Below are 18,491 nucleotides of genomic sequence, written 5' to 3' on the forward strand. Positions count from 1 at the left end.
GCCCGAGATCCTCGCCTAACCGAGCTCGTCGTCGAGGAAGCACCAGCGCCACGACTCGCCGTCCTCGAACGAGCGGATCACCGGATGCCCGGTCTCGCCGAAGTGCCCGGAGGCGTGGCGGCGCGGCGAGGAGTCGCAGCAGCCGACGTAGCCGCAGGACAGGCACAGCCGCAGATGCACCCAGTCGTCACGCCCCTCCGCCAGGCATCCCACGCAGCCCTCGCGCGTGGTGGGCGCGGGATCCGCCCCACCCTGGCGGTCGAGATGGACGCAGCTCATCGATCCTCCCGTTCCAGCAACGACTCCTCCAGGTCCAGGTCCCGCTGCGCCCGGCGCAGCACCTCCTCGGGGATCCTTCCCTCGTCACGGGCGCGCCGGAACACCTCACGCTCCGCCTCGATCATCGTGCGGCGCAGCCGACTGTACGCCTCGGACGGCGTCTCCCGCCGACGCCCGCCCAGCCGTTCCCAGGCCAGGTTCGCGCGGTCGGCCAGCAGCGTGTGCAGGCGCGCGAGGACCGCCTGGGGCACCTGGCCGTCGAGGGACGTCTCCCGCTCCAGCCGGGCGCGGGCCGCCCGGGTCGCCTCCTGCTGCACCGCCGCCTCCGCCAGCGCGTCCTCCTTCGGGTCGTCGCCGCCGATCCGCAGCCAGCGCGCGACCGCCGGCAGCGTCATCCCCTGCAGCACCAGCGTGCCGACGATCACCGAGAACGCCAGCCAGACGAACAGCTCCCGCGGGTACGGCCGGCCGCCGGCGAGGGTCCGCGGCAGCGCGAGCGCCGCCGCCAGAGTGATCACGCCCCGCATCCCGGCCCAGGCGATGACCGTCGGGTACTGCATCGCCGGCACCGGGTCGCGCCGGCGGATCCGGGGGACCAGCCGGACCAGGTAGGTCGCCGGGTACATCCAGACGAACCGGGCCACCACGACCACGACGAGCGTGACGACGGTCGCCAGCGCGACCAGGCCCACCGACTCGTTCAGGTCCTGCACGATGAAGCGCAGCTGCAGACCGACCAGCAGGAAGACGATGCCTTCCAGGATGAACGTGACCATCCGCCAGAACGCCGCCATCTGCAGCCGCGACGCGGCCGACACCAGCGTCGGGTACCGGTGGCCCAGGTACAGGCCGGCCACGACGACCGCGACGACGCCGCTGGCGTGCAGCAGCTCGGCGGGCGCGTAGACGACCCACGGTGTGAGCAGGGACACCGAGTTGTCGATCAACGGGTGGGTGGCCCTGCGGTGGATCCAGGCGAGCACCACCCCGCCGATCGCGCCGATCACGACGCCACCGAGGGCCGCGTACACCGCGTACCCGCCGACCGCGAGCGGCGTGAGGGCCTGGCCCACCGCGGCGGCGACCGCCACGCGGAACAGCACCAGCGCGCTCGCGTCGTTGATCAGGCTCTCGCCCTCCAGGATCGCGACCACGCGCCGGGGTAGGCCGATGCGCCGGGCCACCGCCGTGGCGGCGACCGCGTCCGGCGGGGCGACGACCGCGCCCAGTGCCATGGTCGCGGCGAGCGGAACGCCCGGCAGCAGCAGGTACAGGGCGTACCCGACGCAGACCGTGGTGAACACCACCAGCCCGATCGCCAGCAGCAGGATCGATCGCAGGTTGTAGCGGAACGCGGGGACCGACGTCTCGGTGGCGGCGACGTACAGCAGCGGCGGCAGCACGCCGATCAGCACGACCTGCGGGTCCAGGCGCGCCTGCGGGAGGGCGACGACGAACGACAGCGCCAGGCCGACCACGACGAGCACGATGGGCGCGAGCGCCCCGAGCCGGCGGGACACCACCGAGACGGCCACGACCGTCGTCACCAGGCCGACGGCGACCAGCAGCAACGTCATGAACCGAGGGTACGGTCCGGCCCGGCCGGCGATCCGGGGCCGCCGCGGCAACGGTTGATCGGCCGGCGATCGGGCATGATCAGAGGGTGGCGGCGATGACGATCTACATCGGCTCGTACACGCCGGAGGCCGGCGGCGAGGGCACCGGCATCTCGGTGTGGGACGCTCGGCTGCGCCCCGCCGCGCCGAGCCTCGCCTGCGCGGCTCCGTCCTGGCTGGTCGCCCACCCGCAGGCGCCGGTGCTGTACGCGGTGAGCGAGCTCGACGACGGCGCGGTGAACGCGCTGGCGATCGCCGCCGACGGCTCGCTGCGCCCGCTGTCCCGGCAGCCCAGCGGCGGCTCCGCCCCCTGCCACCTGTCCGTGACCGGCGACGGACGGTACCTGCTGTGCGCCAACTACGGCAGCGGCAGCGTCGCCGTCTTCGGCCTCGCCGACGACGGCGCCCTGGACGCCCGGACCGACCTGGTCAGCCACCACGGCGGCGGGCCCGACCCCGCCCGGCAGGAGGGCCCCCACACGCACGAGGTGGTGGCCGACGGCGGTGAGGTGGTCGCCGTCGACCTCGGCACCGACACGCTGTACGGGTACCGGCTGACGCCCGACGGGGCCCTGACGCCGACCTGGCGGACGCACGCCGGCCCCGGTATCGGGCCGCGCCATCTCGTGAGCGCGCCGACCGGCCTCCGGTACGTCTCCGACGAGCTGGCCTCGACGGTCTCGATCTACGAGCCGGCCCCCGGCGGGGGCCTGCGCCTGGTGCACCGGCAGCCGGCGACGCTCACCGAACCCACCGGGCCCAACCAGCCGTCAGAGCTCGCACTGTCGGCCGACGGCCGGTTCCTCTACGTCGCCAACCGGGGCAACGACACGGTGGTCACGTTCGCCGTCGACGGCGCCGCGCTGACCGGCGTCGCCGAGACGCCCACCGGCGGGCACTGGCCGCGCCACTTCGTCATCGACGGCGACCTGATGTACGTGGCGAACCAGAAGTCCGACGACGTGACCGTCCTGCGCGTCGATCCGTCGAGCGGGGTACCGCACCCGACCGGGGACCGCATCGACGTGCCGGACCCCGTCTGCGTACTGATCCGGCGAGCGTAGCCGACCCGGTCCGGTCCGACCCCGGACGTTTCAAACCCCCCACCGGCAGGGCATCAACCGTCTCAATCGATCACGTGACGGGCAGGTGCGACGTGTCCCTCTTCCGTACCAAGCCGGTGGAGCAGTCCATCCGGGAGACCGACGAGCCGGAGCACCGGCTGCGCCGGAACCTCTCCGCGCTGGACCTCACGGCGTTCGGCATCGGCGTCATCGTCGGCACCGGCATCTTCGTCCTGACCGGGCAGCAGGCCGCGCTCAACGCCGGCCCGGCGATCGTCATCTCGTTCGTCGTGGCCGGCACCGTCTGCGCGCTGGCCGCGATGTGTTACGCCGAGTTCGCCTCGACGGTGCCGGTGGCCGGCTCGGCGTACACCTTCTCCTACGCGACCCTCGGCGAGTTCATCGCCTGGATCATCGGCTGGGACCTCTGCCTGGAGCTGGCGCTGGGCGCCTCGGTCGTGTCCCGCGGCTGGTCGGCGTACTTCCAGCGGCTGCTCCACCTGCCGACCTGGCTCGCCGGCGACAAAGCCATCCCCGACTGGGGCGCGATCTTCATCGTTGTCGTGCTCGGCGTCGTCATGGTCGTCGGCATGAAGGTGTCCAGCCGGCTCACCAACATCCTGGTGGCGGTCAAGTTGGCCGTGATCCTGTTCGTAATCGGCCTCGGGCTCTTCTTCATCCGGTCGGCCAACTACACGCCGTTCATCCCGTCCGCGCAGTCCGCTCCCAGGACCAGCGGCGGCAACCAGCCGCTGGTCCAGCTGATCGCGGGCGTGACACCGCAGCACTTCGGCTGGTTCGGCATCCTCGCGGCGGCCGCGATCGTGTTCTTCGCCTACATCGGCTTCGACGTGGTGGCCACGACCGCCGAGGAGACCCGCAACCCGCAGCGCGACATGCCGCGCGGCATCATCGGCTCGCTCGCCATCTGCGCGCTGCTCTACGTGCTCACCTCCGCCGTCGTCACCGGCATGACGAAGTACACCAACCTCAACACCGGCGCGCCGCTGGCCAGGGCATTCGACCAGGTCGGACAGGGCTGGGCGGCCAACGTGATCTCACTGGGCGCGATCTGCGGCATCACGACGGTGATCCTGGTGCTGATGCTCGGTCAGACCCGGGTGTTCTTCGCGATGGCGCGCGACGGCCTGCTTCCGCAGGCCGTCGCCAGAGTCCACCCCCGGTTCGGCACCCCGTGGGTCATCACGATCATCACCTGCGCGGTGGTCGCGGCGCTCGCCGGCTTCATCCCGCTGTCGGAGCTGTCCGAGCTGACCAGCATCGGCACGCTGTTCGCGTTCGTGGTGGTCTCGATCGGCGTGATCGTCCTCCGCCGCACCCGGCCCGACCTGCCCCGGTCGTTCCGGGCGCCGGGCGTACCGTGGCTGCCGGCCGTCAGCGTCGCCGCGAGCATCTGGCTGATGTTCAACCTGCCGGTGCAGACCTGGATCCGGTTCGTGGTCTGGATGATCGTCGGGCTGGGCGTCTACTTCCTGTACGGGCGGCGTCACAGCCGCCTGCAGCGGTCGACCACGGCGGAGGCTCAGCCCGCCGTGCGGTAGTGGTAGCCGCAGATGTCGGTGAAGCCGGCCCGCCCGTACAGCCGGAGGGCCGCCAGGTTGCCGCGCTCCACCTGGAGATACAGGTGCTCGGTCCGGTGCGTGCCGGCCCAGCGGGCCAGGGCGGCGAGCACGCGGCGCGCCGCGCCTTCCCCGCGCGCCCGCGGAAGCGTCGCCATGCCGAACACCCCGGCCCAGCCGGTGTCGGCGACCGCGCGGCCCACCGCGACGACCTCGCCGGCGAGCATCGCCCGGGCGTACCCGCACGGCTGCTCCACCCGTTCGAGCAGGTCCCACTCGCCGCGGGGGTCACCGCCGTCGCCGTGCACGGCGTACCAGACGTCGAACCACGCGCGGGTCGGACGGTCCTCCAACTCGACCCGCATCCCGCCCGCCGGTGCGAGATCCAGCACCCGCGCGGTCGCGGCCACCCGCAACGACACCGGGCTCTCCCGGCGGTAGCCGCGCTGCGCCAACAGGGTGTCGAGCCCCGGCGGGCACGCGCCCGGACTGATCTGGAAGCGCGCGAGCGCGCCGCGGGCGGCGTAGAACGTCTCCGCCCCGATGACCCGGCGTAGCAACTCGTCGGGCCCGGCGCCACGATGTGGCAGCACGGTCCCCACCCACCAGGCGCAACGGGGGGCGTGGCGCAGCCACCACCCGTCCGTCTCCTCGACGCGCTCGGCGGGCAGCGCCCGGGCCGCCCGCTCCTGCAAGCCCTTGATCAGCGCGGGGCTGGCCACGGAGGACGGCACCCTACCCGAGTACCCGTACCAGCTCGTCGGTGCGCACGGTGGTCGGCGGCGCCGGCGGTGGCGTCCAGCCGCCGAAGATCCGTTCCAGCTCGAGGGCGACCGCGATCGACACGTGGTCGCGCCCATGCCCGGCCGCGACCTGCACCCCGAGTGGCAGCCCGTGCGGATCCAGCCCGAGCGGCGTCTGTGTCACGGGCACCCCGGCCAGGTTGAACGGGACCACGTGCGCCAGCCACCACGGCCGGCCGACGGTACGCCCGTGCCGGGGCGCGGTCGTCGCGAGCGTCGGCTCCAGCAGCACACCGTCGCCGATCGCCGCGGAAAGCTCGGCGGCGATGCACTCCCCCGCTTCGATCAGCCGCTCGGCCCAGCGTCGCGGCAGTCGGGCGTGTGCCTGTTCCGCGACCAGCAGGAGGCGGGTGGCCACGGTGTGGGGCCCGCCGCGCCGCAGCAGCGCGCGCCAGTCCACGTCGTGCGCGCCGGCGGCGAACAGCACGTCCCGCGCCCCGATGCCGGAGGTGCGCGCCAGGGTGGTCACGTACGACTCGACGGCGCGGCGCAGGCGGGGCATCCGCCGCCGCTGCACCCGCGCACCGGCGGCGGCGAGCGCGCCGGCGGCCCGCTCCCGTGCCCACAGCATGTCGTCGCTGGCGATCAGGGGCCAGCACTCGTCGATCAGCAGCACCGGCAGGCCCCGCAGTGAGACGTCGGCCGGGTCGCCGAGGTGCGCCGCGCCGCCGGCGCCGGACCCCGCCGCCAGCGGATCGACGCCGTCGGGACCGGCCAGGATCCGCAGCAGCGGCATGAGGTCCTCGGCCCGCCGGGCCAGGGGACCGTGGGCGAACAGCGGCCGGTTGCCGTCGTCGCACGGCGGCCACGAACCGGTCGTCGGCACCAGACCGCGGGAGGGCTTGTGACCGAAGACTCCGCAGCAGAAGGCCGGGATCCGGATCGAGCCGCCGATGTCGGAGCCCAGCCCGAACGGCGAGGCTCCGCTGCCGATCGCCGCTCCCTCTCCCCCGGACGAGCCGCCCGCCGTACGGGCCGGGTCGTACGGGTTGCGGGTACGCCCGTAGAGCCGGTTCTCCGACTCCACCCACAGGCACATCTCGGACGTGTTGGTGGCGCCGAGCACGATCGCCCCCGCTTCCACCAGCCGCTGCGCGGCCGGCGCGGTACTCCCGGCGGGGACGCCACCCCGGGCCACCACGCCCGCGCTGTTGGGCAGTCCCGCGAAGGCCACCGCCTCCTTGACGGTGCACGGCACGCCGAGCAGCGGTGGGAGCGGCTCTCCCGACGAGGCGGCGGCCACCCGGGCGTCGGCGGCCCGCGCTTCCGCCCGCGCGGCGTCGAACCGGTCGGCCACGACGGCGTTGAGCCGTGGATTGACCCGCTGGACCGCCGCGATGTGCTCCTCCACCACGTCACTGGCGCTGATGCGGCGCTGTCTGATCGCGGCCGCCAGCGCCGTGGCCGACATGTCGGTAAAGGCGAACGAGCTCACACGACCTCCCGCTGTCTTCGTTGCGCAGACAAGCAACGTACCGACGGGTAACTTCCTTGCCAAGCGCAACTCACACCCCTCTTCGGGCGGCGCGGCGGCGAATTAGTTCGCAGAACCGGTGAACCGACCCGTGTACGGGCGCGTACTCAGGGATGAAAGTCGATCCGGTCAGTACGGGGCGAGGTGCCCGAGCCCTGCTCAGACCGGCGGGTAACGGCGCAGCCGGGGTCGCTTGCGACTCGGGTGGCCGGCGAGACGACAGCACCAGGGCAACCGTGGGCCGCCAGCCCACCGGATACCTGACACCCATGCGTACCAAGGAGGAGACGTGATCCGAGCCAGCCGCGCAGCATACCTCGTCTGCGGCGTGCTCACCGCACTCGCACTGGCGGGGTGGGGCGTCCGGGCGGCCGGAACGCCGCACAACAACACGACGACCACGAACAACGCCGCCAGCAACACGGTTCCGCTGGCCGCGCCCACGAACTCCGCACCGGCGGCCGGTGGAACCGCAGGCGGTGACCAGGGTCAGGCGGCTCAGGGCGGCGACGCCGCTGCCGCGAACGGTAACAACAACGCCGCCCCGGCCGCCGCGCCGGCGATCGGCGACAAGACCGGCACGCTGGCCGCGAAGACCATCGCCCGCATGGGCCAGGTCGTGGTCGACGACAACGGCTTTGTGCTCTACCGCTTCGACAAGGACAGCGCCAACCCGCCCACCTCCAACTGCAAGGACAAGTGCGCCCAGGTGTGGCCGCCCGTGACGTCCACCGACGGCAACATTCCGCAGCTTCAAGGCGTCGACCAGGCGCTGGTCGGCACGATCCAGCGCCCCGACGGCGTCACCCAGGTCACCCTCGCCGGCTGGCCGCTGTACCGCTACATCGGCGACAAGGCCCCGGGCAAGTGGACCGGCCAGGGCGTCGGCCACACCTGGTGGGTCATCAGCCCCAACGGCAAGAAGAACCTGACCTGCGTGCCGACCGGAACGCCGACGGCTGTGCCGCCGCCGACCTCCGACAACAACAACTCCGGTAGCGGCAACAACGGCGGCAGCAGCAGCGGCTACTGATCGCCTCCCGGGTCGCCGGCCCGTCCCGAAGATCCTCTCAGACCCCCGCGGCGTCGTCACCAGTCGGCTGGTGGCGGCGCCGCGGGCCGTTTGTCGTCACAGCCCCGCTGTCGTGCGCCGTGAAGTCCCCGCTGTCGTATAGCTCACCGCCCGGCATGGATCATGGTGGGTACGGGTCGGGCCGGTCCCGGCGCACGCCGACCGGTCACGGCCGCCGGGCGCCGCGGCGCGGCCATCTTGTGTGGGCCGGCCCGCGCTCGGGTACGCGGCGCGAGACACGACAGAAGGGGCACACCATGACCATGGCGGTTCTGGGTACGGGAATCATGGGCTCGGCGATGGCCCGCAACTGGCTGCGGGCGGGCGAGACGGTTCGGGTGTGGAACCGCACCCGCGCCAAGGCCGAGCCCCTGATCGAGGCCGGCGCCGAGGTGGCCGACGACCCGGGCGCCGCGGTCGACGGCGTCGACGTGATCGTGACGATGCTCTACGACGTCGACGCGGTGGCGGAGGCCATCGAGGCGGCCGGGGACCGGATCCCCGCCGGAGCGCTGTGGCTGCAGACGAGCACCGTCGGCATCGACGGCGCGCAGCGCCTCGCCGACCTGGCCGAACGGTACCGGCTCAGCTACGTCGACGTACCGGTCGTCGGCACGAAGGAGCCGGCCGAACAGGGAAAGCTCACCGCCCTGGCCTCCGGCCCCGACGAGCTACGCGACCGGGTGGAAGCGCTGCTGCGCCCGATCGCCTCGAAGGCGCTGTGGCTCGGCCCGGCGGGTACCGGCAGCCGCATGAAGCTCGTGGCCAACACCTGGGTGCTCACCGCGACCGCCGGCGTGTCCAACGCGATCGCGCTCGCCGACGCGCTGGGGCTCGACGGCACGGACTTCCTCGATGTGATCAGCGGCGGGCCGCTGGATCTGCGGTACGCCCACGTGAAGGGCGCGCAGATGATGCGACGCGAGTTCCCGGCGTCGTTCCCGGTCAGCGGCGCGCTCAAGGACGCGACGCTCATCCTCGCCGCCGGCGAGTCCGCCGGGGTGGACCTGGCCGCCGTCGAGGCCGCCCGGCGGCTGCTGGACGCGGTGGCCGAGCGCAGCCACCGCGACGACGACATGTCGGCGATGTACCTGGCGGCGCGCCGGGCCGTCTGAACCTGCCGGGCCGTCTGAACCTGCCGGGCCGTCTGAACCTGAGGGCAGGAGGCCGGCGGGCCACCGCGCCCGCCGGCGCTCAGCCCGCCGGCTCGTCCCGGCGTACCCGGGCGCCGGCGGCGACCACCGCGCCCGGCGCCACCCGGGCACCCGCTGCGACCAGCACGACGCCGGAGTCGGACCGCTCGCCTTCCACCCGCGCGCCGGCGCCGATGCGGGCCCCCGCGTCGACGATGGCAGCGGTGACGACCGCCCCGCGCTCGACCACCGCGCCGGGCAGCAGCACCGAGTCGACGACCCGTGCGCCGGGGTGCACCACGACGTCGGGCGACAGCACCGACCGCTCCACCCGTCCGCCCACCCGCGCGCCCGGGGCCAGCAGCACGTCGACCACCTCGGCGCCCCGCTCGACCCGGGCCGCGCCGTGCCGGGCTTGCGCGGCGAGCATCGGCCACGCCGGGTCGTCGAGCCGGATCGGCGGCTGGGCGCCGACCAGTTCCAGGTGCGCGGCCAGGTAGGCCGGGACGGTGCCCAGGTCCCGCCAGTAGCCGCCGAGGCGGTACTCGACCGCGGTCGCCTCGTTGACCAACGCCGGCAGCAGCGCGTCGCCCAGGTCGCCCGGCCCGTCGTCGCCGGCCTTCGCGGCGATCTCGTCCAGCAGGTCGAGTGTCCGACCGGGTGCGAACACGAACACCTCGGTGGCGACCAGGTCGGTGGCCGGCTCGTCCGGCTTGTAGACGTACTCGGTGACCCGGCCGCCGGCGACGCGTACCACGCCGTACCGGCCGGCCTCCTCGATCGGACGGCGGGTCGTCACCATCGTCACGTCGGCGCGCGCGTCGGCGTGCGCCCGCACCACGTCGGCGTAGTCCAGCCGGTACACCGCGTCGGCGCTCACGACCACCAGGTGTTCGGGAGCGAACTCGCGGATCAGGGGCGCCTGCCGCCACAGCGCGTCGGCGGTGCCGCGGTGCCAGCTCTCCCCCGGCACGCTCGGGTCGGGGTGCAGGATCAGCAGGCCGCCGTGGGTGCGGTCGAGGTCCCACGGCCGGCCGTTGGCCAGGTGGTCGGCGATGGACGCGGCGTGAAACTGCTCGATCACCCATACGTCGTCGATGCCGGAGTGGTGCGCGTTGGACAGCGGCACGTCGATGAGCCGGTACGCGCCGCCGAACGGCACGGCCGGCTTGGCACGGTGTTCGGTCAGCAGTTCCAGTCGACCGCCGGCGCCGCCGGCGAGCACGAGCATGAGGATGCGGGGACGGGCCATGCGCCTGACTTACCCGGCGTAGCGGACACTCTACCGGCATATCGAATTCACAGGTTGTGCAAAGAATTCACCAAGCTTCGTGCCCGATAGTCGATTCCGACGACGAAGGAGGCCAGGTGACGGCAACGACGACCCGGATGGTCAGACCGTCGACAGGGGCGACCACGCGCCGACGGAGTACCTGGTGGCCCGACGCCATCGGCGCCACGGCCGTGTTCAGCTTGCTGATCGTCGTTGCGCTGTGGGTACACGGCCGCGGCCTGCAGGACCTGGGGGGTCTGTGGACCGGCGCCACCTCGCTCGGCCGGCTGACCGGCCTGGTCTCGTCTGACCTGCTGCTGATCCAGGTCCTGCTGATGGCCCGGGTGCCGTGGATCGAGCGCACCTACGGCCAGGACCGGCTCGCCCGGTGGCACCGGCTGGCCGGGTTCACCTCGTTCAACCTGATGCTCGCCCACATCGTGCTCATCACCCTCGGGTACGCGGGGACCGGCCACGCGTCGGTGATCCGGGAGGCGTGGGACCTCGTCACCACGTACCCGGGGATGCTGCTGGCGACCGCCGGCACGGCCGCCCTCGTCATGGTCGTGGTCACGTCGGTCCGCGCGGCCCGGCGCCGGCTGCGCTACGAGTCCTGGCACCTGCTGCACCTGTACGCCTACCTCGGGGCGGGCCTGGCGCTGCCGCACCAGCTGTGGACCGGCGCCGACTTCATCTCCTCGAAGCTGTCCGCGCTGTACTGGTGGACCGCGTACATCCTCTGCGCCGGCGCCGTGGTGGTCTTCCGGCTCGGGGTGCCGCTGTGGCGCTCGACGCGCCACGGGCTGCGGGTCGCCGCCGTCGTCGCCGAGGCGCCCGGCGTCCACTCCGTCTACCTGCGCGGCCGTGACCTGCACCGGCTGCCGGCGCGGGCCGGGCAGTTCTTCATGTGGCGGTTCCTGTCCGGGCCGGGCTGGACCCGCGCCCACCCGTACTCGCTGTCCGCCGCGCCCCGCCCGGACCTGCTGCGGATCACGGTGAAGTCCCTCGGCGACGACAGCAGCCAGGTCGCGGCGCTGCGGCCGGGCACGAAGGTGCTCATCGAGGGCCCGTACGGGCATCTCACCGGCGATCGGCGGAGCACCCGCCGGGTGACGATGATCGCGTCCGGGGTCGGGATCACGCCGCTGCGCGCGCTGCTGGAGGAGCTGCCGTACGCCTCCGGCGAGGCGACGCTGCTCTACCGGGCGCGCTCCGACGCCGACCTGGTTTTCCGGGGTGAGCTGGAACAGTTGGCGGCCAGCCGGGGCGTACGCGTGATGTACCTGCTCGGGCCGCGGGGGCGCGACGGGTCGTGGCTGCCGGCGGGCTGGGGGCATGACGCGAAGGCGCTGCGCCACCTCGTCCCCGACATCGCGCGCCAGGACGTGTTCGTGTGCGGGCCGGACGCGTGGATGGAGGCGGTGCGCAACGCGGCGGTCGGGGCGCGGGTGCCCGAGGATCAGATCCACCTCGAACGGTTCAGCTGGTAAGCCTCCGCCGGAAGGAATCCATTCTCATGCGCCGGATCACGTTGTGGTTGGTGACCACCGTGGCCGTGGTGGTCCTGCTGTTCAGCTACCGGACCTCGACGATGGGTGCGAGCGCGCCCGCCGCGGCCACCGCCGCGGGCGCGAACGCGCCGGGCATCGTGTCCGGGTCGACGTCCGACGCGGCCGGCGCTCCCCCGGACGATCCCACCGACACCGCACCGGCGGACCCCAGCTCCGGTACGCCGTCGGCGGCCCCGACCGGGGCGCCCACGGACGCCCCCACCGCCGCGCCCAGGCCCACCGCCACCACCGCGGCCCCGAAGGCAGCGTCGAACCTCGTGGTCAACGGCACCGTCGCGCAGACGCGCTGGGGACCGGTGCAGGTCCAGGTTCACATCAGCGGCAACAAGATCACAGATGTGAAGACCCTCCAGATCCCGAACGGCAACAACCGCGACTACGAGATCAACTCGTACGCGGTGCCGCAGCTGCACGACGAGGTCCTCCAGGCCCAGAGCGCGAACATCGACGTGGTCTCCGGCGCGACGGTCACCAGCGACGGCTACATCGAGTCGCTCCAGGCCGCCCTGGACAGCGCGCACTTCAAGGGCTGACCGTCGCGATGGACGCCGCCGTGACCAGACGCGCCTTCGTCGAGCAGATCATGGGCCTGCCCGTCAGCGTGCACGTACGCGGTCCGCAGGCCGGGTTCGACGAGGCCGCGACGGCCGTCGCCGACCTGTTCGCCGAACTGCGGATGATCGACGCGGTGTTCAGCACGTACCGCCCGGACAGCCGGATCAGCGCGTTGAACCGCGGCGAGCCGGTCCGCGACGACCTCGTCGACACCGTCATCGACCTGTGCGAGCAGGCGCGGGAACGCACCGACGGGTACTTCGACGCCCACCTGCCGGCGCCGGCCGGCGGCACCTGGTTCGACCCGTCCGGTCTGGTGAAGGGGTGGGCCGTCGAGCGCGCGGCGGCCCGGCTGGCGGGGTATGAGTCCTATGTGAGCGCCGGCGGGGACATGGTGCTCCGCGGCTCGTGGCGGGTGGGCATCGAGGACCCGGCCCGGCCGGACCGGATGCTGACGGTTCTCGAGGTCGCCGACTGCGCGGTGGCCACGTCCGGCCCGGCCCACCGGGGCGCGCACATCATCGACCCGCACGTCGGCGCGCCGGCGAGCGGGCTGCGGTCGGTCACGGTCCTCGGGCCCTCACTGACCTGGGCCGATGTGTACGCGACCGCCGCGGTGGCGCGCGGCCCGGCCGCGATGCGCTGGCTGGCCGGCCTCGCGGGGTACGAAGCGCTCCTGGTCCGCGACAACGGCGACCTGCTCGCGACGCCCGGCTGGCCGACGCGGGGCTGACCCGCGGCTGACGCGGCGCACACATTCTCAGAGATCTCACAGCGCGGTAGCGGCCGTCCTCCAGCCCGGGGTCGCAGAGTAGGCGAGTGACCAGCTGTGAAACCTCGCGTCGGCCCCAGCACCTCCCGGCGACGGTCCGACGCCCGAAGGTCGCCAGCTGGAGTACCGTCAGGGCCCGCCTCGCCGGCGCGGGCCGGCGGGCCGCCGCCGTCGTCGACCGGACGCCGCTGCGCGTGCGGCTGGTGGTGGCGATGCTGGCGCTGGTCGCCCTGGCGCAGGTCGTGACCGGCGTGGCCGCGCTCGCGGCGCTCAACAGGTACCTGACGGCCCGCCTGGACGGCCAGCTCGTCGCATCGGCGCACTCGACCGCGCAGCAGGTCGCCCGCAGCGGCGGTCTCGACACCCGGTACCTGGTCCGGCTCGATCTGCCGGGCACCGTCTACGCGCGGCTGAGCGGACCGGACGGCGCACACGCCGTCGACCTGTCGACCGCCGACCCGTCCGCCAGCGGCCGGAGGGCGCCGGCCGTTCCCGCGGCGAGCGCATTCGACGCGCCCGTGACCGTCTCCGGCAGCGACGGCCAGGGCCGGTGGCGTCTGGTGGTCGAGCCGGTGCCGGGCACCGACGCGGAGCTGACGATGGCGGTCACCCTCGACGACCAGGCGGCGGTCGAGCGGGGACTCGCCGTCATCGACTATGTGGTGAGCGCGGTCGTTCTCGTCCTGCTCGGCGGCCTCGGATACCTGCTGGTACGCGCCAGCCTGCGGCCGCTGCGCCAGGTGGAGACGGTCGCCGCGGCCATCGCGGACGGGCGGCTCGACCAGCGGGTACCGGAGCGCGATCCGCGTACCGAGGTCGGCAGCCTCGGCCGGTCGCTCAACGCGATGCTGGTGCGCGTCGAGGAGGCGTTCCGCGACCGGGCGGCGTCCGAGGCGCAGGCGCGCGCCTCGGAGCAGCGGATGCGCCGGTTCATCGCGGACGCCAGCCACGAGCTGCGCACCCCGCTCACCTCGATCCGTGGCTTCGCCGAGCTGTACCGGCAGGGCGCGGCCACCGATGCCGCGGACGTGTCCCGGTTCATGCGCCGCATCGAGGTCGAGTCCGCCCGCATGGGCCTGCTCGTCGACGACCTGCTCCTGCTCGCCCGGCTCGACCAGCGACGATCGCTGCCGTACGGACCGGTCGACCTGGCCGTCCTCGGCGCCGACGCGGTGCACGAAGCCCGCGCCCTCGCCCCGGAGCGGCAGATCGAGCTGCGTACGAGCGGCGCGTGCACGGTCGACGGCGACGAGCCCCGGCTGCGGCAGGTCGTGAGCAACCTGGTCGCCAACGCGCTGGTCCACACGCCGGCGGGCACGCCGGTCACGGTGACCGTCGCACCGGACACCGTCGCACCGGACACCATCGCACCGGACACTGCGGATTCCGGCCCTGCCGTGCTGCTCGAGGTCGCCGACCGGGGCCCCGGGATGACGCCGGAGCACGCGGCCCGCGCGTTCGAGCGGTTCTACCGGGCGGACGCCTCGCGGACCCGCCAGACCGGCGGGAACGGCCTGGGGCTGGCGGTCGTCGCGGCCGTCGTGGGGGCCCACGGCGGTACCGTCGAGGTGGAGACCGCGCCCGGGTGCGGCGCCGCGTTCCGGGTCCGCCTGCCGGCGACGGCCCGGGACACCACTGTCGACGTGAAAGCCACGGTCGATGTGAAAGCCACGGTCGATGTGAAAGCCACGGTCGACATGGACGCCAGGGCCGACATGGACGACGTGATAGACCGGGCTGGCCCCGTCCACCGCTAAACCGTACGGACGTCTTGCTAGCCGGCCCCGGCGCTGGCAGGCTGGGTACGTGATCCATCACGTACAGCTGGCCTGTCCGGCCGACTCAGAAGACCGAGCCCGGTCGTTCTATCGGGATGTGCTCGGCCTTGCCGAGCTCACGAAACCACCGGTGCTCGCCGCCCGCGGCGGTTGCTGGTTCCGGGGCAACGGCATCGAGATCCACCTCGGCGTCGAGGAGCCGTTCGCCCCGGCCCGCAAGGCGCACCCAGGTCTGCTGTGGACGGATCTGGACGGCCTAGCGGCGCGGCTGGAAGCCGCCGGCGCACCGGTCGCCTGGAGCGACGAGCTGCCCGGGTTCCGGCGGTTCTACAGCGCCGACTGCTTCGGCAACCGCCTGGAGTTCCTCGCCCCGCTCGACCGATGAATCCGCCGCGCTGACTACCGGGCCACCAGCGGGCGGGCGGCCAGTACGCACGTGTCGTCGCCGGGGTTCGCCTGGTGCAGCCCACCGATCAGGCGGGCCAACGGCTGGTCCGGTGCGCCGCGGATCGCTTCGGTGATAGTCGCGGCGACCCGCTCCAGCCCCTCCTCCACGGTGCGCCCGGGCCGCTCCACCAGGCCGTCGGTGTACAGCAGGAGCACGTCTCCCGCGCTCATCGGCGCCGTCGCCGTCTCGTAGGAGGTCTCCCGGATCGCGCCCAGCAGCAGGCCGCCTGGGCGCGACAGCGCGACCGGCTCGCCGCCGCGCGCCAGCAGCGGCGCCGGGTGGCCGGCCTGCGCCCAGGTCAACAGCTGTCGTACCGGGTCGTAGCAGGCGACCACCGCGGTCGCGGTGGCGCCGTCATCGGTGTCGAACAGTACCCGGTTGAGCAGCCGCAGCAGCTCGGCCGGGTCGGTGGTGGTCGTCGTCAGCGCGGCGAGAGCGTGCCGCAGCCGGGCCATCGTCGCGGCGGCCGGCAGGCCGTGGCCGGCCACGTCACCGATCGCGAGCAGCGTCTGCCCGTCCGGCAGCGCGGTCGCGTGGTACCAGTCGCCGCCGATGCGGGCCAACTGTTCCGCGGGCAGGTACCGGATCGCCACCCGCAGCCCCGGCAGGTCCCACGGCGCGTCGGGGACCGGCAGGATGATCTGCTGCAGCTCGACCGCCAGCCGGTGTTCGGCCTCCAGGTTGCGCCGGTGCTCGGCGAGTTCGCGCTGGGCGTGTCCGAGGCGCTCGCGGTCGACCTCGCGCGCGGTGAGGTCCTGCACCATCCCGTAGACGCGTAAGGTACGGCCGGTGGCGTCGCGGACCGCCTCCGCGTAGGCCCGCAGGTACTTCACCGCGCCGCCCACCCGGGCCCGGAAGCCGACGTTCATCGGCTCACCGCGCCCGGTCAGCGCGGTGACCGCGGCCACGAACCCCGGCGCGTCCTCGGGCAGCGCCAGCTCCGCGATCGCCTCCAGCGACAGCGGTCCGGCGACCGGGTCGCGGTGGTAGATCCGGTAGACCTGGTCGGACCATTCGGTCCGGTCGGCGAGCAGATCGCGATCGAACCAGCCGAGGTTGCCGAGCCGTTCGGCGAGCGCGACCCGCTCCTCCTGGCGCTGCCGCTCGTCGTGGCGGACCCAGGAGACCAGCAGGCCGGATCCGAGGCGGCTGACGCGCACGGAGTACGACGTCTCGGCCGGAACGCCCTCGACGGCCTCGACATAGGTGAACGGCCCGACCTCGCGCGGCCGCGCATCGGCCAGGACCTGCTGGTACGCCGTCCACACCGGACTGTCGCGGACCGACGGATAGCAGGTCAACACCCGCAGCCCGATCATTTCCGGCCCGCGCCTGCCGGCCACGTCGACCCCGGCCGGGCTCGCCGCCTGTATGAGGTAGTCGACGACCTCACCGGCGTCGTCGCGCAGCGGAGAGAGCACGGCCGCCGCGACCGGCAACATGTCGAGGACCGACTGTACGTTCACCCACCCGTCCCAGCCGTCGTCGGCGCCGCTCGCGAGGCGCTCGCCCAGCCGCCGCCCGGCGGTCGCGGCGGTACGGGCCACCGCGCGCCGGGTCGCGGCGTCGAAGCCGCACGGGCGCTCCCAGAACACTCCGATCAGGCCGACGACGCGGTCGCCGGAGCGTACGGGCAGCCAGGCCCGGGACCGCCATTCGTCCCGATCGACGGCGAGCCGGTAACGCTCGCGGGCCGAGTCCAGGTCAGGCAGCCAGACGGGCCGACAGCCGGTCACCGCCGCCGCGACAGCGGCGTCCGCGTCACGCGGCACCCGGTACCGCTGCACGATCAGATCCGCCGGCACACCGGCCGCCCCGATGATCCGCAGGGTGCCGTCGCGCTCCGCCGCCATCAGGATGACCGAAGCCGCGCCGGTCGCCGCCGCGAGCCGGTCACGTAGCCTCGCCGCCTCGGCGTCCGCCCAGCGGGCGGCGGGCGCGCCGCACCCGGGCGCGTCCGGTCGGGCCGCTGCCGGCGCAGCCTGGCCCGCTGAAGCCTGCGACCGGATCCGGCCGGGTTCGATGGGGCTCACCGGGCCCGCTACCGGCCCACGGGCGGGCTCGACCGGTCGGCCCCGGGCACGTCGCGGGGTCCGCCGGCGGTCGGTCGCGCCACGCCGAACAGCCCCGCTAGGCCGGTCAGGCGCAGGTGCTCGTAGACAGTCGACGTCGGGTTCACGACGCTGTACCGCGCACCGAGGCCGGCGGCCAGCCGGTGCGCGGTGACGAGCAGCGCGATGCCCGAGGAGTCCAGGAACGTGACGGCGGCGAGGTCCACGCGGATCGCGGTGGGCGCCGCCTCCGCCACCACGGCGCGAACCGTCTCCCGGATCGTCGACGCGTTCGCGAAGTCGATGTCGCCGAACAGCGCCACCTCGAGCGTGCCGTCGCCCTGCTCGCTGATCCGAACCGGCTCGTCCATTCGCGCCTCCCGACTGACGGGTCGTCGCGGCGAGCATATCCATTGCCGGGCGCGGCCGTGCGGACGCGCGGGGACGCCCGCGGCCGTCCCGGCGCGACTCAGGCGGCCGCGCGTGCGGGGAGCAACCCGAGCAGGTTGAGCTTCTCGATGATCGTCTCCGACTGGAACGGCTTGATGACGTACTCGTGCGCGCCGGCCGCGAGTGCCCGCACGACCTGGTGGTGCTCGCTCTCGGTGGTCACCATCATGAGCGACATCCCGCGGAAGCGGCGGTCGGCGCGGACCGCCTTGATGAAGTCGTATCCGTTCATCTCCGGCATGTTCCAGTCCACCAGCGCGAGTTCGGGAAGGTGGTCGGTGGCCAGGAGGTGGTCGAGCGCCTCGCGACCGTTGGCGGCCTCGTGTACCTCGAACCCCAGCGGTTGCACGATGCGCTTCAGGATCGACCGCATCGCGCGGGCGTCGTCGATGATCAGGGCGCGCACGCCGTCACCTCTCGTCGTCGGCAGCGGGACTGACGCGAAAGGCAGCCCGAGCGCTGCTCCCGGGTGCCACCGAGAAGCATCGGTGCGGCGTGGCGGTTCCTGAGGAGTTCCGCTCGGGCTCCCGCCCCGCCACGCCGCACCGGCGGCCCGCCAGCTAGGCCGCACC

At 73.4% G+C, this 18,491-nt stretch carries 17 protein-coding genes; 9 read left to right on the forward strand and 8 right to left on the reverse strand.

The annotated features are described in order from the left end of the window. Positions 1–15: 15 nt before the first annotated feature. Both HC031_RS30505 and HC031_RS30510 read right to left on the reverse strand, forming a co-directional pair. Positions 16–279, reverse strand: coding sequence for a UBP-type zinc finger domain-containing protein (locus HC031_RS30505; RefSeq protein ID WP_167928915.1), 264 nt, complete (start codon positions 277–279; stop codon positions 16–18). Continuing rightward, positions 276–1,856: a Na+/H+ antiporter gene (locus HC031_RS30510; protein ID WP_167928916.1), complete on the reverse strand. Its 1,581-nt coding sequence runs from the start codon at positions 1,854–1,856 to the stop codon at positions 276–278. The genes HC031_RS30505 and HC031_RS30510 overlap by 4 nt, the downstream gene beginning before the upstream one ends. 95 nt (positions 1,857–1,951) lie before the next feature. Here HC031_RS30510 and HC031_RS30515 point away from each other — a divergent pair, with 95 nt between their 5' ends. Then, a complete protein-coding gene (locus HC031_RS30515) occupies positions 1,952–2,959 on the forward strand; it encodes a lactonase family protein (RefSeq protein WP_167928917.1) in 1,008 nt (335 codons plus the stop codon). A 92-nt stretch (positions 2,960–3,051) separates the two neighbouring features. Then, complete coding sequence (locus HC031_RS30520) at positions 3,052–4,521, forward strand: amino acid permease (protein WP_167928918.1); 1,470 nt, start codon at positions 3,052–3,054, stop codon at positions 4,519–4,521. On the opposite strand, the gene HC031_RS34640 is transcribed toward HC031_RS30520, so the two are convergent. Together HC031_RS34640 and HC031_RS30530 are read right to left on the reverse strand one after the other, a co-directional pair. After that, a complete protein-coding gene (locus HC031_RS34640) occupies positions 4,503–5,261 on the reverse strand; it encodes a GNAT family N-acetyltransferase (protein ID WP_167928900.1) in 759 nt (252 codons plus the stop codon). The two genes, HC031_RS30520 and HC031_RS34640, sit on opposite strands and share 19 nt — an antisense overlap. A 13-nt stretch (positions 5,262–5,274) precedes the next feature. Continuing rightward, positions 5,275–6,777 carry an amidase family protein gene (locus HC031_RS30530; RefSeq protein ID WP_205863458.1) on the reverse strand — a complete coding sequence of 501 codons (1,503 nt, stop codon included), beginning with the start codon at positions 6,775–6,777 and terminating at the stop codon, positions 5,275–5,277. A gap of 328 nt (positions 6,778–7,105) precedes the next feature. On the opposite strand from HC031_RS30530, the gene HC031_RS33685 reads away from it, so the two are divergent. Together HC031_RS33685 and HC031_RS30540 are read left to right on the forward strand one after the other, a co-directional pair. Next, entirely contained in the window at positions 7,106–7,849 is a 744-nt protein-coding gene (locus HC031_RS33685) for a COG4315 family predicted lipoprotein (protein ID WP_338090914.1), read from the forward strand. 296 nt (positions 7,850–8,145) lie between these two features. Further along, the gene (locus HC031_RS30540) at positions 8,146–9,003 is read left to right on the forward strand and encodes an NAD(P)-dependent oxidoreductase (RefSeq protein ID WP_167928919.1); all 858 of its coding nucleotides are present in this window, start codon (positions 8,146–8,148) and stop codon (positions 9,001–9,003) included. Positions 9,004–9,082: 79 nt separating this feature from the next. Here HC031_RS30540 and HC031_RS30545 read toward each other — a convergent pair whose 3' ends face one another. Beyond that, entirely contained in the window at positions 9,083–10,273 is a 1,191-nt protein-coding gene (locus HC031_RS30545) for a glucose-1-phosphate adenylyltransferase family protein (protein WP_167928920.1), read from the reverse strand. A gap of 116 nt (positions 10,274–10,389) precedes the next feature. Here HC031_RS30545 and HC031_RS30550 point away from each other — a divergent pair, with 116 nt between their 5' ends. From HC031_RS30550 to HC031_RS30570, 5 genes are all read left to right on the forward strand, one after another. After that, the gene (locus HC031_RS30550; RefSeq protein ID WP_338090915.1) at positions 10,390–11,784 is read left to right on the forward strand and encodes a ferredoxin reductase family protein; all 1,395 of its coding nucleotides are present in this window, start codon (positions 10,390–10,392) and stop codon (positions 11,782–11,784) included. Positions 11,785–11,834: 50 nt separating this feature from the next. Then, positions 11,835–12,398: an FMN-binding protein gene (locus HC031_RS30555; RefSeq protein WP_338090916.1), complete on the forward strand. Its 564-nt coding sequence runs from the start codon at positions 11,835–11,837 to the stop codon at positions 12,396–12,398. A 20-nt stretch (positions 12,399–12,418) separates the two neighbouring features. Then, positions 12,419–13,153 (forward strand): FAD:protein FMN transferase, encoded by a 735-nt coding sequence (locus HC031_RS30560; protein ID WP_205863459.1) that lies wholly within the window; start codon positions 12,419–12,421, stop codon positions 13,151–13,153. An 86-nt stretch (positions 13,154–13,239) separates the two neighbouring features. Further along, the gene (locus tag HC031_RS30565) at positions 13,240–14,949 is read left to right on the forward strand and encodes a sensor histidine kinase (RefSeq protein WP_420813711.1); all 1,710 of its coding nucleotides are present in this window, start codon (positions 13,240–13,242) and stop codon (positions 14,947–14,949) included. Positions 14,950–14,998: 49 nt separating this feature from the next. Then, complete coding sequence (locus tag HC031_RS30570; protein WP_167928922.1) at positions 14,999–15,355, forward strand: VOC family protein; 357 nt, start codon at positions 14,999–15,001, stop codon at positions 15,353–15,355. A gap of 14 nt (positions 15,356–15,369) precedes the next feature. Here the strand turns inward: HC031_RS30570 and HC031_RS34645 are convergent, their stop codons facing one another. From HC031_RS34645 to HC031_RS30585, 3 genes are all read right to left on the reverse strand, one after another. Then, complete coding sequence (locus HC031_RS34645; RefSeq protein ID WP_167928923.1) at positions 15,370–17,451, reverse strand: SpoIIE family protein phosphatase; 2,082 nt, start codon at positions 17,449–17,451, stop codon at positions 15,370–15,372. A gap of 8 nt (positions 17,452–17,459) precedes the next feature. Next, positions 17,460–17,840: an STAS domain-containing protein gene (locus tag HC031_RS30580; RefSeq protein ID WP_167928924.1), complete on the reverse strand. Its 381-nt coding sequence runs from the start codon at positions 17,838–17,840 to the stop codon at positions 17,460–17,462. Positions 17,841–17,938: 98 nt separating this feature from the next. Then, complete coding sequence (locus tag HC031_RS30585; protein WP_167928925.1) at positions 17,939–18,325, reverse strand: response regulator; 387 nt, start codon at positions 18,323–18,325, stop codon at positions 17,939–17,941. Positions 18,326–18,491: the final 166 nt, after the last annotated feature.

The sequence above is a fragment of the Planosporangium thailandense genome (assembly GCF_011947195.1).
Lineage (GTDB): Bacteria > Actinomycetota > Actinomycetes > Mycobacteriales > Micromonosporaceae > Planosporangium > Planosporangium thailandense.